At 59.5% G+C, this 16,187-nt stretch carries 9 protein-coding genes and 5 pseudogenes; 4 read left to right on the top strand and 10 right to left on the bottom strand.

What is annotated here, in order from left to right; all coding sequences use genetic code 11:
* Nucleotides 1–8: 8 nt before the first annotated feature.
* From rsmD to ML_RS19215, 5 genes and pseudogenes are all read right to left on the bottom strand, one after another.
* On the bottom strand, nt 9–563 hold the full coding sequence (rsmD, locus tag ML_RS08470) for a 16S rRNA (guanine(966)-N(2))-methyltransferase RsmD (protein WP_064430360.1): 555 nt from the start codon (nt 561–563) through the stop codon (nt 9–11).
* Nucleotides 560–3,968: pseudogene (locus ML_RS08475) on the bottom strand (pyruvate carboxylase). The gene rsmD and the pseudogene ML_RS08475 overlap by 4 nt, the downstream one beginning before the upstream one ends.
* Before the next feature lie 4 nt (nt 3,969–3,972).
* Complete coding sequence (locus ML_RS08480) at nt 3,973–4,617, bottom strand: vitamin K epoxide reductase family protein (RefSeq protein ID WP_010908466.1); 645 nt, start codon at nt 4,615–4,617, stop codon at nt 3,973–3,975.
* 8 nt (nt 4,618–4,625) lie between these two features.
* Complete coding sequence (locus ML_RS08485) at nt 4,626–5,402, bottom strand: DsbA family protein (protein ID WP_041323874.1); 777 nt, start codon at nt 5,400–5,402, stop codon at nt 4,626–4,628.
* A gap of 88 nt (nt 5,403–5,490) precedes the next feature.
* Nucleotides 5,491–6,581 (bottom strand): annotated as a pseudogene (locus ML_RS19215) (alpha/beta hydrolase fold domain-containing protein).
* A gap of 20 nt (nt 6,582–6,601) precedes the next feature.
* Between ML_RS19215 and ML_RS14360 the strand changes: the two are divergent.
* Nucleotides 6,602–7,426, top strand: a pseudogene (locus ML_RS14360) (aldo/keto reductase).
* Nucleotide 7,427: 1 nt separating this feature from the next.
* Nucleotides 7,428–8,276 (top strand): aldo/keto reductase, encoded by an 849-nt coding sequence (locus ML_RS08500; protein WP_010908468.1) that lies wholly within the window; start codon nt 7,428–7,430, stop codon nt 8,274–8,276.
* A gap of 37 nt (nt 8,277–8,313) precedes the next feature.
* On the opposite strand, the pseudogene ML_RS08505 reads toward ML_RS08500, so the two are convergent.
* From ML_RS08505 to ML_RS08515, 3 genes and pseudogenes are all read right to left on the bottom strand, one after another.
* A pseudogene (locus ML_RS08505) lies at nt 8,314–9,010 on the bottom strand (HNH endonuclease family protein).
* Nucleotides 9,011–9,094: 84 nt separating this feature from the next.
* Entirely contained in the window at nt 9,095–11,326 is a 2,232-nt protein-coding gene (gene recG, locus ML_RS08510) for an ATP-dependent DNA helicase RecG (RefSeq protein ID WP_010908469.1), read from the bottom strand.
* Between the two features lie 2 nt (nt 11,327–11,328).
* Nucleotides 11,329–13,005, bottom strand: a pseudogene (locus ML_RS08515) (DAK2 domain-containing protein).
* Between the two features lie 272 nt (nt 13,006–13,277).
* Between ML_RS08515 and rpmB the strand changes: the two are divergent.
* A complete protein-coding gene (rpmB, locus tag ML_RS08520) occupies nt 13,278–13,472 on the top strand; it encodes a 50S ribosomal protein L28 (RefSeq protein WP_081439356.1) in 195 nt (64 codons plus the stop codon).
* Between the two features lie 176 nt (nt 13,473–13,648).
* On the opposite strand, the gene ML_RS08525 is transcribed toward rpmB, so the two are convergent.
* Both ML_RS08525 and ML_RS08530 read right to left on the bottom strand, forming a co-directional pair.
* Nucleotides 13,649–14,332: a uracil-DNA glycosylase gene (locus ML_RS08525; RefSeq protein ID WP_010908470.1), complete on the bottom strand. Its 684-nt coding sequence runs from the start codon at nt 14,330–14,332 to the stop codon at nt 13,649–13,651.
* Nucleotides 14,333–14,445: 113 nt separating this feature from the next.
* Nucleotides 14,446–15,423 carry a thiamine-phosphate kinase gene (locus tag ML_RS08530; protein ID WP_010908471.1) on the bottom strand — a complete coding sequence of 326 codons (978 nt, stop codon included), beginning with the start codon at nt 15,421–15,423 and terminating at the stop codon, nt 14,446–14,448.
* A gap of 165 nt (nt 15,424–15,588) precedes the next feature.
* On the opposite strand from ML_RS08530, the gene ML_RS08535 reads away from it, so the two are divergent.
* Nucleotides 15,589–16,182, top strand: a complete 594-nt coding sequence (locus ML_RS08535; protein WP_172591914.1) for a DUF3515 domain-containing protein — start codon at nt 15,589–15,591, stop codon at nt 16,180–16,182.
* The last annotated feature ends 5 nt before the right edge of the window (nt 16,183–16,187 follow it).

The following is a 16,187-nucleotide window of genomic DNA, read 5'->3' on the forward strand; positions in this document are numbered from 1 at the left end:
ACGGCGGATCAGGTCAGTTCGGCAAGCTCCAAACGGGTGTCACCGTACCCACGCGACTGCCACGAACTCCATCCGGCCGGCCAGGTCAACGGCACGCTCGCGGCGCCACGTTCTATCACCGCGACGGTTCCCGGTCGCGCCCAGCCGTAGGTGGTCAACGTGGCCAGCACCGCTTCGACCTCAGCTGTGTCGATCGCATAGGGCGGGTCGGCCAGCACAAGATCCATCGGAGACGCGGTCCCGGCGGCCAGGACAGTGGCCACCGGGCCGCAGCGCGGCCTGGCACCAACTAGACCTAAGGCCGTCACGTTGCGCTCGATGACAGCAACAGTACGCTTGTCGGATTCCACGAACAGCGTCGACGCGGCTCCGCGCGACAGAGCCTCCAGACCGAGCGCACCAGAACCGGCGTAAAGGTCTAATACCGCCAGACCGGTCAGTTCCCGCTGCGCAGCCACGATGTTAAAAAGCGACTCGCGCACCCGATCAGTGGTCGGCCTGGCCCCCCACTGCGGAACAACAATGCGCCTTCCCCGCGCTACGCCACCAATGATCCGGGTCAGCTCAGCACCACCAGCAAATCTCCGCCCTCCATCGCAGCGGTACCAGACACTTCCACCCGCACCACGACAGCATCCTCCGGGGCAGTGATCAGAGCTTCCATCTTTCATTCGCCTCGATGCTGGCGATGGTCTGGTCAATGTTGATTTTAGCACCAACAGACACTGCACACAGTGCCGACTCCGGCGAAGGGTGTCGCAATGTATCTGGGATTACCGTGATCGGCCTTATCGGCGGCCGGAACCGAGTTGGTGATGCGGCGGTCACGCACCAGAATTGGCTTCAGCTGGTCATTGATGATACACATCACCATTTGCATAACACGCTCGTCAGGATCAGAGATGGCCTCCAGCCCGATCATCAGCTCAAACCCACGTTCCAGTTCCACCCTGTTGCTCTTCATCCTGGCGAAGGCCGCAAAAGAACTGGTTGACCGACAATCGCGAAGTGTCACCGTAGGTTTTTCGATGCTCCTCGAATTCCTTTGCCAGAATCGGGAATAACAACCTACTAACGTGGCTTGACGCTTAAGACTGGCCAGGGTTCGGGCACCTCATCGTCGCTGGCTAATTGCCGAATGGACTTGGCCGGAGCGCAGCCGGCCAGCACCGTCGTGAACAGCGGTTCCGACCAGCCGCCGTACGGATCACCAAGCTCGCCGTGCAGTAACCCCATCACCAAATCTGGGATGTCGAATATCGCACTGGATCCGAGTCAAATTCGTCTGCACTTACCTCAGCGCCAACCAACACCAGCGCCAGATAACCAGCCATCGTAAACGTCGGCATGACCTTAACCAATCTGTTCAACACACGGTCGGCCCCCGCATAGGTCTTCTCGAATCGATTCACCAGACCCAGCGCAATCGCATGCTGACGCAGATTCGATAACTGGCTACTCAGAATCTCATGGTGATACGACCGTCCTGTCGGACAGGGTAGACCAGATTCGAAGAGTGCGTATACTTTTCGTAGAACTTCCCAGTACTGCTCCAATGCGCACGCGGCGAAGAGCGACAGATCGGTTTCGTACTCGCTGTGAGCTGCAGCAGCCACAATCGAGCTCAACGCAGGCTAGGCTGGTTGTTCCTGTTAGCGACAAGGCAGCACCGTCGACGGCGTCAGCGTGCCAAGCGGCCATATAGCTGACCAGCTGCCCACCCGGTGTGTCATGGATGTATACGTGCACGGACAGACCGAAACAACTGCGCAACGCAACGACTAACCACTGTGCGCCCGGTGTCCGCAACAGTCCGGCCGTATCCTTGATGGCTAGCACGTGTGCGCCAGCACCCACGATTTGCTCGGCAAGGTTCAAACAGTAGTCCAACGTGTAGAGTCGCTCCCCCAGTTCGGACAAATCACCGGTGTAGAACATTGCGACTTTTGCTATTGCAGAACACTTTTCATGTACCGGGTCGATCTCCTGGTGCATCGACTCAACATTGTTGAGCGCATCTAAAATTCGGAAGATGTCAACAACGATAGCTGTTGCATCCGCTACGAACACCGAGGTAACCACCTCCGGATACGGTGTGTAGCCAACCGTGTTCCGGCCCCACAGCAACATATGCAGACAGATGTTGAGCAGCACAACACGCAGCGCAGCCAGCCGCTCCCAGAGCGTCTCCTTGAGGAAACACGCAGTGCCACTTGGTACGTCGCACCTCCCCCAACACTCCATCGACCACAGCTGTGGCATTCTCCGGGCGAGATACTTTGCCACCCTAGCCAACCCGCCGACACTCACTCGGGTAGCCAGCAGCGATTAGTGGGTGACGCTAAACGTCGTATCGGTAACCCCTACTGCCGCCAATTCCCGCAACCAGCACGCAAAACGCTGGGACACCAACCCAACCAATCGCTGCTTAGATCCGTCGGTGGTGAAGCTTGCAGATCGATGTCGGGCAGCTTGTCGTGTAGGTACACCGTTGACGATCGCAAGCCATCCGGCCGGTTGACGGTGTCGGCTAGATAGTTGGGGATCTTGGTATCGCGATCGGCCGAGGCGCGCAGGGTCAACAACTGTGGCCACTCGTCGATGAACAATGTGGTGAGTCGGCCGGCCTGGAAATTCGGGTCATCCAAGACCGCGTGTAAGAAGAAAATACTCGTCGACATACCACGAATCCGGAACTCCGCAACCGCCCAGCACGCCCTGCCCACCGTCGTCGGAAAATCACGGCCCCAGTAGGTCAGCTTGACCAGCATGAAATCGCAGTCCGCGTTGACCGCGGCACCAGGGTTAGGGCTGTCGTCCAACCGGATGTCCACCCCACCGGGACTACGGTACACGCTGATCCAACCGGTATCGGACCTAAAAACGTTAACCGGATCCTCGATGGTGATCCGGCGACAACACGACACCGTGCGGCCGAGTGTCTTGCTGGCCTAAATCCAGCTCGTCTAGCAACGCTCTAACGGCAATCCACAGCTGGCTGAAGACCAGATCGACATCGACGATCTCCTCAGTTACGCTGCACTCCACCTGAATCCGCGGATTCATCTCGATGAACACACACTGGCCATCCTCACCCAGTAGAGACTCGGCCAGGCTAACACTACGTGTACCCGATATGCCAGGCAAAAGCGACCACGTTGGCGAACATTTGTCACGCAATTCACGCGGGCAAGCCCGGTACGGACGCCAGCTCAATGACCTGTTGATGACGACGCTGCAAACTGCAGTCGCGCTGGTACACTAGATATTAAGCGTGGACAACGTTGCCGAGGTTGTCGGCAAGGATCTGCGCTTCGACGTAGTATGGTTGCAGTATTACCTGTTCGTGCGAGTATAGGCCGTCGAATCCTCGAACGCGGATTTGGGTTCTCGGCTGGCGGTTTCGCGCAGCACGCTCACATCGTTGACACGGCGCATACCTCGACCGCCGTCGGCAACCACTTTGACGAACAACGGAAACCGGATGCCGATCTAGCCCGACTCGAGGGCCGACATCAGCGCATCGATCAAGACTAAATGGTGCCGACAAATGAAAACAGGCAGGCCAACTTCGCGGACCGCAGCGAACAATCACCCGGGACGTATTTCCTTTCAGCTTAAGCACTTCGGCGGTGGGGCCGACGTACGTGATGCCTACTGCCGCGCACACCGCAGCCAACTCTAGGTTCTCCGATAAAACTTAGCAAAAATAGACGGAGTCAATGTAACGAGCCGTGTCGACGATTTGATCGATGGACAGGTAAAGTCCGCACCGGATGACCAACGTCGCCGATAGATAAAGTAAGACTCGTCACCTTAAGTCGATACTACAAATTGCGGTGCTCGTAAGGATACAATGCCACCGTGCCTACACCCGGTTCGTAATCAACACGGAAAACGCGGATCGGGATCTCCCTGAGATTAGCCGACCAACACTTTAGGAAAACACGCGTGCCCCTAAAAGCCAGTAACTCATAAAAGTGTCTGCCAATAGTTCCAGAACCGCACCATGATCAGCAGAAACACCGTAATGAACCACAGAGTGGCAATCGACCATCGCCATTGGTAAATTCCCCGGGCTATGGCGCTGGTCCGGCCAGGCAGGACCTCGAGCAGCGGACGAAACACGATGGCGGTGACCACCACCAGTAGCGACACGCTGACAGCCCAGATCACCATGCAGTAGGCGCACAACGCCCCGATGCGGTACAGACTCTGAAAGATCAGCCAATGCACAAACCCCACACCAGCCAACGTACCAACCGCCAATCCAATCCAATACCATTGCGGCAGTGATACTTCCGCGACCGACAGCACACCGGTGACAGTCACCAACGTAAAGCCCACAATACCCAGCAACGGATTGGGGAAACCCAATACAGACGCCTGCGGTGTGCTCATTACCGAGCCGCACGCGACGATCGGATTGACATTACACGACGGCACGTAAGCCGAGTTGAGCAAAATCCTGATCTTCTCAACGGTTAACATCATCGAGGCGACCAAGCCAATCACACCCGCAATCAGCACCCACCATGCGGTGGGCACCGGCATCGGCAACACGCTAGCCGGAGCCGGTTTCAGGTCGCCGGGACGCTCGACAGGTTGTGCTGACACCGCGTAAGTTACGTTGTCGTAGCAGTGACAGCCACGTCGATGCCCGGGACGGCGCCCACGATTGCTTTAATCTTGGCCACCAGTGCTTCGGGTGTCAACGGGTCGTATTCGTCGCCGTTGATCTTGATCGTCGGGGTTGCCGAGATCTTCGCGAGCGCTGCTTCTGCGGTGACCTTGGCCAGGTACTTCCCGCTGTTAATACAGTCCGGGACCTTCCCAACCACGCCGGCTTCCCGCGCGATTTCGATCAACTTCGCATTCTCAGGGAAACTGCTCGCAAGTTCACTGGGTTGGAAGCTGCGACTGTACAACGCAGCACGGAACCGACGGTAAGCATCCATGGATTCATCGGCTACGCACAAGGACGCCGCACCTGCCCGTGACGGATAGTTATGGTTACGTGGGTGGTCAAGAATGGACACCACGGAGTAATCGGCCGCAATCGCACCGATGTCGATGAGCTTGGACACCGTAGGCCCAAAATTCCGCTCGAAATCACCGCACCCCGGGCACAGGAAGTCCTCGTAAAAAGACATCACGACCTTGGGGTCGTGGGTGCCGGGCTGGGTGACTAACTTGCTCGAAGTCACCCGCACCGTGTCACCCGAGCCGGTCAGCGGGGCCGCGCCATCTTGCTTGGCATGCTGCGATTTCATGACGGCGAAGACGACGACAACCGCGAAGATCGCGACAATCACAGTGCCGGCGATCACGACAGCCCGGCCAGACCGGCCGTCTACCGACTTTAGGTCGAATCGCTGAAGACGTTTGCGGTTATCGGCCACAGGTTCGCTGATCCTCACGTGCTCGATTTGGCCCGATCACGATCGGGCGACGGCGTCTCTAGAGTACCGGCGACGGTGAATTGGGTAACTATACCCGGCTCAGGTGAGCACGCAGTGCCGAAATCAGCACACTCGTCGCAGCTGCACAGCCGCCGAGCGGAAACAAATTGGCGAAGCCGCGCGACAGCGAACCGAAGGAACGCAGGTACACCGTAGTCTCGTCGGCCCGCAGCACCGGCGCGCAGCTCTCACCTCGGTCGCACGCAATAGGGCGAATCCCACTACCGCGATCAGCGCCGGCGCCAGCCCGGCCAGCGACTCGGCCTGCAACGGCGACAACCGCAGATCAGCGTGCTCGATACCGCAGTCCTTCAAGTATTGCGCTTGAAATGAAATCCCTATCCCGCTTGGTCAACAAAAAACCACGGGCTAACAGCGTCATTGACCGGGTAATGTGTGTGTGCGAGCGGATGAAGTCGGTCCGCGGGTAAAGCAGCCACTGCAGCACCGGAGCAGGGCCGTCGGCAGCTCGGACCAATTGGCACACCGTAGACGGCAGGTTACCGCCGGCGCTGTCCCCGCCCACCGCGACCGACCCGGAGCTGGCGCCGAGTTGCTGATACGCCTATTCAAGGCATCCTCGATCCCGGCCAGGGCCAGATACCCGGATACTCAGTCGCCAGTCGGTAGTCAATCGACAAGACGTGGATGTCAACTCGCGGCACGTCAACCGGCACAGCGCGTCCGTAGGTGTCCAGATCGCCGAGTGTACAACCACCGAGGCTAGAAACGGGGCAGCCACGCCACTGTCCGGGCGATAGTACCGTGCCGAGATCTCACCATCCGGCACAGGCAACGAAATGTCGTTTACTTCGACGTGGAGCTGCGAGCCCGGCAAACACAAAAGGAGGCCTAGCGCATTTTAGTGCGAGATGCGGCAACGTTGTCGTTGACGACCAAGCCGTCGGTAAATATGCTGAACAGCATCAGCTGCAGCATGGGGGCAAGTGTGTTTCCGTCGATAATGACCACCCGACCAACAGCACCCTCTTAACTACACTCGGCATCCACGGAAGAACCTTGGCGCCAACCGTGGCGATCTTCTTGCCTTGCATGCGACTTGTCCACCGCATTGGTTTACGGTTTAGCGCCAAGATGAAGGTCTACTGCGCCTGGCAGACTCTAACAGTTATGGTCATATCCCCGAAAAAGACCTTGTAACTCTGAACAACGGCAATTCGATCCCCGCCGTCGGGCTCGGCGTGTCCCGGATCGCGCCGGCCGACACCGAATAGACGGTCTACATCGCGCTACGCACCGGTTATCGGCACATCGACACCGCAACGATCTACCAGAACGAGCGAGAAGTCGGACGAACGATCGACCGAATTCCGGTGCACCCCGTAACCAACTGTACGTGGTGACCCAGTTATGGAATACCGACCACGACAGCACACTGACAGCGTTCGACGCCAGCATGGAGCGGCCTGGGCTCGACTACCTCGACCTGAGCCGTTGACCGCAGTCGGTGCTCAACAAGTTCATCGCTACCTTAAAAGATTGTAAGGCATCCGCCCGCCTACCTGACCAGAACAGGATCCGGTCCGTCGGAGTCAGCAACTTCGAGCCCGAGTACCTCAGTATTCCTGATCAATGCCACCGGCATTGCTTCAGTGGTTTATCAGATCGAGCTGCATCCGCGGCTGCCACAGCGAGAGTTGCGCAAAATTCACACCCGCCGCAGGATCGCCACCGATGCGTGGTCACCACTAAGCAAGGGGTCGCTGTTGGTCCACCAGACGATCACCGCCGTGGCCGAAAAGCGGCCACAGTTGTTGATTGGGTGGCACATGCAACTCGGTAATATCGTGATTCCCAAGCAGGTGAACCCCTCACGGATTGCGAGCAACTTCGACGTGTCCGAGTTCAAACTCAGCGCCGCGGAAATGGCATCGATCTCCTCGATCGATGACCGAACCCGGCTTGAACGCAACCCATGCACCTTCGATTTCACAGGCAGGTGAAATGATGCCGAGCACCCCCCGCACCTCTATACCCTCAATAACCCTTAACGACGAGAACACTATGCCGTTGCTCGGCCTTGGCGTCGCGGAATTGTCGGAGGACGAGACCGAGCGCGCGGTTTTGGCAGCGCTGGAAATCGGCTGCCGGCTCATCGATACCGCAGCAGCTTATGGCAACGAAGCCGCAGTCAGCCGCGCAATTGCCGCCTCCGGAATTCCCCGCGCCCAGTTGTTCGTCACCACCAAGTTGGCTACCCCCGACCAGGGTTTCACCAAGTCCCAAGATGCCTGCAACGCCAGCTTGGATCGACTTGGCATGGACTACGTCGACCTCTACCTGATTCACTGGCCGGCCCCGCCAGTGGGCCAGTATGTTGATGCCTGGGGAGGCATGATCCAATCCCGTGGCGAAGGCCATGCCCGCTCGATCGGCGTGTGCAATTTCACCGAGGAGCATTTATCGGCGATTATCGATCTCACCTTTGTCACGCCAGCGGTCAACCAGATCGAGCTACACCCACTGCTCAACCAAGACGAGATGCGCAAATCAAATGCACAGCACAACGTTATCACCCAGTCCTACACCCCATTGGTTCTTGGCCGGTTGATGGACAATTCGACCCTGACCGCGATCGCCGCCGAATATGGCAAAACACCTGCACAAGTACTGCTTCGGTGGAACTTGCAGCTGGGTAATGCAGTAGTCTTCCGGTCCGCCAAAGCCGAGCACATTGCCAGCAACTTCGACGTCTTCGATTTCGAATTGGCCGTCAATCACATGGACGCAATGAATGAGTTGCACGACGGCACCCGGTTGCGCCCAGATCCAGAAACCTACGCCGGCAGCTGATCTCGCCCCGTAACTGCTACCCGACCTGACAAGGTCACTACAACTTACAGGTAGTACGCTCATCGACACCCTCGTCTACCGGTAGTTGGTAACCAGCATAGCACCGCGACGAACTGCATGGCGTATTTGGCACGTAAACGCGGCGTTCGACGACATCTACCAGGCCGGTGGCGAATCGCTCTTTTTCTGGATTGGCCTGGCCATCAACAGCTAGCAAGTTGGCCAGATCGTTGGCAAACCGCAACCACTGTCGATCAGGCCAGCTGTAGGCTCCCATGTCCAACCATAGGCGAGCAGGACAATGTGGTCGATCTGCACTGATTCGCTGACCTTTGCGGCCGCGTTGGAAGGCGATGGCCTGATTGGTGTACGGATCATGCAGCGTACCGGTAGCCACCGCATTTGGACACCGCTTGATCCACACGAACGCCTTGTCGACGAGATCGCGGGTGAGGATTTCGTCGCTGGTGTCACACCCATTGTGCCCAAGAGAGGCATCGTTGTTGTCGTCCCACAGGTGACCGAACGCCGACCGATGGTAATCGCTGCGATGCAGGCGCCGCAGCAGCACTAACAACATTCTCCAGCACATCGGTACCCAGCTGCCACCTCGGCATGTCAGTGCTCGCGGCAAATTCATCAACGTGCCTGACTGAAGATGCTCCCAACGTCTGATAGGCAACTATTACCGCGCACACCACAACAACCGACAACCACAGCAGCACTTTAGCTATTCACCAGCTCCGCGCTCCGCCACAAGCAGATGGGGGGTACTTCCCACTTGTGAAGGGTTTCACCCACTGCATCGTCACTGGACGTCATGACTTGCCTAAGTATTCTATACGGTCGGTGTCAATGAATCGTGCTGCCAAATCTGCCAATCCCGGATGCGGGGCTAATCCGAGGTGCGGATACTCGTAGGCACGCGTGCAGAAATCCCTTGCGGCCTCAATGAACACCTGATGCTCGGCCAATGACAGCATCCGCAGGGTAATTGCCTTTCCGGATTGGTTGCGGCCCAGAACATCTCCTTCCCGACGCTCCTTGAGGTCGAGATCGGCGAGTGCGAACCCGTCCATGGTCTCGGCGACGGCACATAGCCTGCGCCCGGCCGGGGAGCCCGGTGAGACCCAGCTGGCCAACAAACACAGGCTCGGATGCGTGCCGCGACCGATGCGGCCACGCAGCTGATGCAACTGGCTTATTCCAAACCGATCGGCGTCCATCACCAGCATGATGGTGGCGTTAGGTACATCTACGCCTACCTCAATGACGTTGGTACACACCAGCACATCGATTTCGCCTGCACGGAAAGCCATCATCGCAGCGTCCTTCTCGTCAGCGGACAACCGACCGTGCATAAGCGCCAGCCGCACGTTAGCCAGCTCACCAGAACGCAATCGTGCGTAGAGACCGTCCGCGGTTTCCGATGGTCTGCTGTTTTGCCCCCCTTTCTGCGGATCTTCGGTCTCGTCAATCCGGGGCGCCACCACATACGCTTGGCGGCCCGCGGCGACTTCCTCGAGGATGCGCTGCCAAGCCCGGTCCAGCCACCCTGGCTTGTCCTTGACGAAGATGACGTTGCTGGTTATCGGCTGACGTCCGCGCGGCAGTTCGCGCAGTGTCGACATCTCCAAGTCGCCATAGACGGTAAGTGCGACAGTACGCGGGATTGGCGTCGCCGTCATCACCAACAGATGTGGCATGATGCCAGTGCGGGCCTTGGTACGCAATTGATCTCGCTGCTCGACACCGAAACGGTGTTGTTCGTCGACTACTACCATGCCTAGGTTGTGGAATTCAATCGCGTCCTGCAGCAGCGCGTGCGTGCCGATGACGATGCCAGTCTGGCCGCTGAAAATGTCGGCGCGAACCTTTTTCTTCTGGGCCATCGTCATCGAGCCGGTCAGCAGAGCCACCTGGGTGGCATTTTCCGCCCCGCCCAGCTGACACCCCATCCCCAACGGGCCGAGAACGTCACGGATCGACAGTAGATGTTGTGCAGCAAGAACTTCCGTAGGAGCCAGCAACACGCATTGGTAGCCAGCATCAATCATCTGCAACATTGCCAATACCGCGACGATGGTCTTGCCCGACCCGACTTCACCTTGCAGCAGGCGGTTCAACGGACGGGTAGCCGCTAGCCCATCGGACAGCACGTCACGCACCTCACGCTGTCCCTCCGTAAGCTCGAACGGCAACCGCCGCATCAGTTCTGCCATCAGACCGTCAGACCGCGGCGGCGCCGACGGTCCCGATTCCGACAGTTCACCATGCCTTCGGGTTACCAACGCCCACTGCAAGCCGACCGCTTCGTCGAAGGTTAGCCGCTCCCGCGCACGCCGACGGTCCGACTCGCTTTCAGCGAGATGGATGGCGCGCAGTGCCTCATCTTCGGAGACCAGGCCATGCTTGGCGCGCAGATCCGCGGGCAACGGATCGGCCACCGGATCGAGGACCTCAAGCACCTGACGCACGCAGGCGTAGATATCCCAGCTCTGCAGTTTGGTGCTGGCCGGATAGATCGGAAAGAATCGACGTTCGAACGCCGACATCAGCACTTCGCCACTGACAGCCTGTGAAGCATCGGCGATGCGGCGCAGCGAGCTACTGCCGCGGTTGCGTCCGTCCGGCGAGTCGAGAATGAGAAACGCGGGGTGCGTCAGCTGCATAACGCCCCGAAAAAATCCAACCTCCCCAGAGAGCATCACCCGGGTATCTTTGGTTAGCCCCTTACTGATATAGCCCGCATTAAAAAACGTAGCGATCACCTTGTTGCGTCCAGAGCCGACCGTGAGACGTAGATACTTCTTTTTCGAGTCCTTCTTCATCGGTAACGTCACCGCCTCTGTGATGACGTCGACGATGGTGATGTGTTCACCTGCTTCCGGCCGCTCGTCTTGGGCGCCCCGCACAGTCGCACCCTTAGTGTAACTGCGTGGGTAATGGCGTAGCAGGTCGTCGACAGTGCGAATACCAAACACTTCGTCGAGGGAATCGGCAGCCTTGGCGCCCACGATGTAGTCGAGCCGATCGGATAGTGACACCATAGCTACTCGACTCCGATCAGCAACGCATCACCACGATGCCCGCAGCGGTAAGTCACCAACTCAGTCTCCGGATGGTTGTTGTGCCCGTACTGTTGCAGGATGTCGTTCAACGTGGCGGCGTTAACTGCTGTGTCGATACCTGCCCCTAGCAACACAGTTACCAGTTCACCACCTGAGGCCAGCAAAAGATCAAGCAGACCGATCGCTGCTCTCACCGCATCAGCAGCCACGACCAATACCACGTCGCCGACGATGCCCAGACGATAACCAGGTCGACAGTAACCTGCCCAGGCCAACGCGCTCTCGGTCGTGACGCGTGCCGATCCGTGCCGAGCAGCACCGGAGGCACGGGCCATGGTGTAGCCGTCGTTGACTGCTTGACGACCCGTATCATGGACAACCAGCACGGCCAGGCCTTGCACCATCGACCCGGTCGGTATCGACACCACGTCGATGCCCCAGCCAATAGCCGCCGCAGTGCGACCTGCGACGAGCTCCTCGGCGATCTAAATAGCTGTTGAGCATCAGCATCACCTGAGCGGCGCCGGTATCCACTACAGCCCGCATCAGCTGGTGGGCACTGATATCCATGGCCGGATCGACAGCATCGGGCCACGGGTGCAGCACGCAGACCCCTGCACCGGCGAACAACTCGGCAGCACAGTCGCCATCAACAACAACCGGCCAGCACCGCCCGTTCCCGCGTCCAGCTGCCCACCGATAATCCGGCGGCGCCAGAGTCGGAGTCCAACGGCGAGACCACGATCCGGCTGAGTCGTCCTGCTACCAATCCTACTTCGATAGCGGCGCCGGCATCGTCAGTGTGTACGTGCACCGAGTAACTGCCGTGCGTCGCCACAATGGCTACCGATTCCCCCGAGCCGATCCCGAAGCGTATCCACCTCGTACACATAACACTCATCCGGCAGGTACATTACCTAGAATTGCGGTGCCCGGCGTCCGGTGACATCATCTTTTTCATCGGACGACACCGCGCACGGCGAAAGCTCGTACACTGTGCACGCCGGCACCCCGGTGAGGGGCAAGCGCAGTGTGTTCAATAGGACCAGCAGACCCCGTCCGCCAGCATCCACCGCACCGGCATCAGCAAGCACATCAAGCTGCTCGAAAGTCTTCTCTAGCGCGACAACGGTCGCGTCACCGACGGTGATTATCGCCAACACCATACCCTTCCCCGCGGGGGGCGCACTGCTCGACGGCATCCGCGGCAGCCCGCAAAACCGAAACTATGGCCCTTGAGATCTCCGCACCACCCGTGGAGTTGATGACCAGCTCAACACCACATTGCAACCCGGCCCGGAACAGTCTGACATCGATATCGGACAGTTCACCGCCGTACTGGGAGACCGCACTTGCGGTTAAGTCGGCTATGGCACACACAATCTGGGACAGGAGCACGCCGGAGTTGCCGTGGGCGACCGTTTAGGGCGCCTTCTGACAGAGCTGCCGTAACCCGAGCAACGTGGGTCCTAGGCAGCCCCCTGCACGTCGGCTCTCGCACTAACCTCAGCCAGTGTGGAACGCCTGGCGAAGAACATGTTGGCGGCCAATATCGGAGCCAGCGACCGGGAACACATTGAGCCGGTTGTCTCGTCGATGTGGGCGATAAAATCGCCGATGACAACGTGCGCCCCATATCGTAATGCCGACGCGTCCAGCAGGCTATCCTGTGAACTATAAACAGGCGCTCAGTGTGACCCACCTCCTTCACACCACATACCCGCGGGGGGGCGAACCGAATCATTGGGACTAGTAGCTAACGAGGATGGACCATACAGACCGTGACCGTCATCCAGCAGCTGTTGACCGTTTTTGGTGGTTGCCCACAACAGTCGCTATCCTGAGCTGGCGCTTGGGTCAGTCTAGGCTGCCCTGGCTCCCAAATATGTCAGTTGCCGGATTCCAGCAGAAGAGTTGAGGAGCATTCAGAATGGCCGCTGTGTGCGATATCTGCGGGAAAGGTCCCGGCTTCGGCAAGTCGGTATCACACTCCCACCGCCGCACCAGCCGCCGGTGGGATCCCAATGTGCAAACTGTGCACATGGTGACGCGTCCCGGCGGCAACAAGCAACAGCTCAAAGTCTGCACCTCCTGCATTAAGGCCGGCAAGGTTACCCGCGGCTGACTGTTGCGCCAGCGCCCCAGCGCCGAGGTCGGCGCGCACACAGCGACGCAACGGTCAGGTCAATACGGGACGACGATGAACGGTCTTGTCCGCGGCCGGCCCGGTCACCGGCAGCTTCCGACGAACGCGGCAAGTGTCGCAGGCTGGCCTCGATCTTGTCCGAGCTGTCATGTCGGTCAGGGTAGGCGCCAATTGATGGGCCCAGCACCCATCCCGACGAGTATCTCGTTGGTACGGCTGAACGGGCGCGAGCCGAAGAACCCGCGAGATGCCGACAGCGGCGAAGGGTGCGGCGACTCGATCACCACACAGTTATCGACAGTCAGCAGCGGCTTCAGCGTGGCAGCATCGCGACCCCACAAAATCGCCACCATCGGTTCTGACCGCGCAGCCAGCGCGCGGATCGCACACTCCGTGATCACTTCCCAGCCCTTGCCCCGATGAGACGCCGGGTTACTAGGGCGCACCGTGAGCACCCTGTTTAACAGCAGCACACCACGCTGCGCCCAAGGTGTCAGATCGCCACACACAGGCAAAGGATAGCCTAGGTCCGCAGTGTACTCGTCGAAGACGTTGGCAAGACTGCGGGGCAGCGGACGCACATCGGGGGCCACCGAAAAACTCAGGCCCACAGCATGTCCCGGTGTCGGATACGGATCTTGCCCAACGATCAAAACGCGCACGTTGTCGAACGGATAAGTAAAGGCGCGCAAAACACTATGCCCGGCAGGTAGATACCTGCGCCCGGCAGCGATCTCGGCCCGCAGAAATCGACCCATCTCAGCTACCTGGTCGACGACCGGCTCTAGCGCGGCCGCCCACCCTTGCTCGACAAGTTCACTCAACGGACGTGCGGTCATCCCAGCCCCTGCGCACACAGCACCAGCAGGTCCTTCACGATTTTCCGGTATTCAGGTGATTGCCGGTCGGTGAACTTCAGCGCGGCAATAGCGTAGACGGTCACCGCGACACCCTAACCTCCAAAGGATTGCCAACCCGCATGTCCCCGCCACTCCTGCCCATCGACAAGCACCCTGGCAGGCCCGTCGAATACCCGCCCGATGATGCGCCAGCCAGACAGTGCCGTACCGGCGAAACAGGCCACCAGGGCGTGGTCTTCACCGCCACCCAGCACCCACGGCCACGGATCACCGCCCACCGCGGTCGCGGCTGCAATCAGCGCGGCGTGGTCTGCAGCCAGCGCCGCGGTGGATAGGTCAATCGACACCCCGGATGCCCGCGCGACGTGACGCAGGTCGGCGATCAGACCGTCGGAGACGTCGATCATTGCTTGAGCCCCGCAAGCCGCAGCAGCAACCCCCTTACCATATGGCGGCTCAGGCACCAGATGACGGCGCCGCAGATCATCGAATCCGTCAATCCCTTTATGCCACAGGGCATAACCGGCAGCCGAGCGACCCAGGGCGCCAGCGACAGCAACCATGGAGCCGTTTTTAGCCCCAGACCGCAATACTGGTGCGCGGCCGTCAAGATCGCCCAACACGGTAACGGAGAGCACCCATTGAGGACAGCTAACTAAATCGCCGCCGACGATGCCGGCACCAATGCGCCCGGCCTCGTCCCACAGCCCATCGACCAACGCGTCCACCTGCGCCACCGGCGTATCACCAGGCGCTCCCAAACCCACAACGAATGTGGTGGCCCGCGCCCCCATCGCCTCTATGTCGGCCGCGTTCTGCGCGATTGCCTTACGGCCGACATCGTGCGGTGTTGACCAGTCCAGCCGGAAATGGCGATCCTGCACCAACACATCTGTTGATACCACGATGCGACCGTCGCTGGCAGTCACCACCGCTGCATCATCGCCGGGCCCGAGTGCGACCACAGCCGGCTGCCTGCGGCCTCGCACCAGCCGGTCGATTACCGCGAACTCACCGAGCTGCTCAAGCGTTACAGACTCCCCTAACGCCCCACATTCATGGTTGCACACGTCACTTCCTCCGGCGTGTCCCGGACCTCTGAGGCCAGCCGAACGATCGCCCGAACTGCGATAAGTTAAATCTCTGCCGACCCGCACGAGCGGACCGCCGCCAGTGTAGAGCCGGATGCGTACGGTACACGGCCCGACAATCAGCACAACAGGAAGGAATCAGTCATGGAGGTGGCTGGGCAGGTGACGAGCAACTCCGACGCTGGTTCTGCTGTCGACGCAGGCGGGCCACCACGCACCGTGATTATCGCCGCAGTGGTGCTGACAGCAGCAACGATCGGCACAATCTTGGTCCTCGCAGCAACCCTCCACGAGCCACCACAGCCAGTTGTCATTACTGCCGTCCCAGCCCCGCAGGCCACCACTGCCGCATGCCGATCGCTGACGCAAGCACTGCCTCAGCGGCTCGGCGACTATGAGCGTGCACCTGTCGCGCAACCAGCGCCCGACGCCGTAGCCGCCTGGCGAACCGGCTCAGACACCGAGCCAGTGGTGCTGCGCTGCGGACTCGACGGCCCAGCCGAATTCGTTGTGGGTTCCCCAATCCAAGCCGTCGATCAAGTGCAGTGGTTTGAGGTGGACGCCAAACCAAAACCCGCCATTGATGCCGGCAGATCCACCTGGTACACAGTAGACCGACCAGTGTATGTCGCATTGACACTGCCATCTGGATCGGGACCGACACCCATCCAAGAACTCTCCGACGTGATCGACCGGACCTTGGCGGCCATCCCGATCAGCCCGGCTCAGTCTCACTAGCGAGC

The sequence above is a fragment of the Mycobacterium leprae TN genome (genome assembly GCF_000195855.1).
GTDB classification, from domain to species: Bacteria; Actinomycetota; Actinomycetes; order Mycobacteriales; family Mycobacteriaceae; genus Mycobacterium; species Mycobacterium leprae.

Excerpts from the sequence above, each read along its gene's own strand:
- ML_RS08525 (WP_010908470.1), bottom strand. The coding sequence starts at position 14,332 with ATGACCGCACGTCCGTTGAGTGAACTTGTCGAGCAAGGGTGGGCGGCC.
- rpmB (WP_081439356.1), top strand. The coding sequence starts at position 13,278 with ATGGCCGCTGTGTGCGATATCTGCGGGAAAGGTCCCGGCTTCGGCAAG.
- ML_RS08500 (WP_010908468.1), top strand. The coding sequence starts at position 7,428 with ATGATGCCGAGCACCCCCCGCACCTCTATACCCTCAATAACCCTTAAC.
- recG (WP_010908469.1), bottom strand. The coding sequence starts at position 11,326 with ATGGTGTCACTATCCGATCGGCTCGACTACATCGTGGGCGCCAAGGCT.
- ML_RS08535 (WP_172591914.1), top strand. The coding sequence starts at position 15,589 with ATGGAGGTGGCTGGGCAGGTGACGAGCAACTCCGACGCTGGTTCTGCT.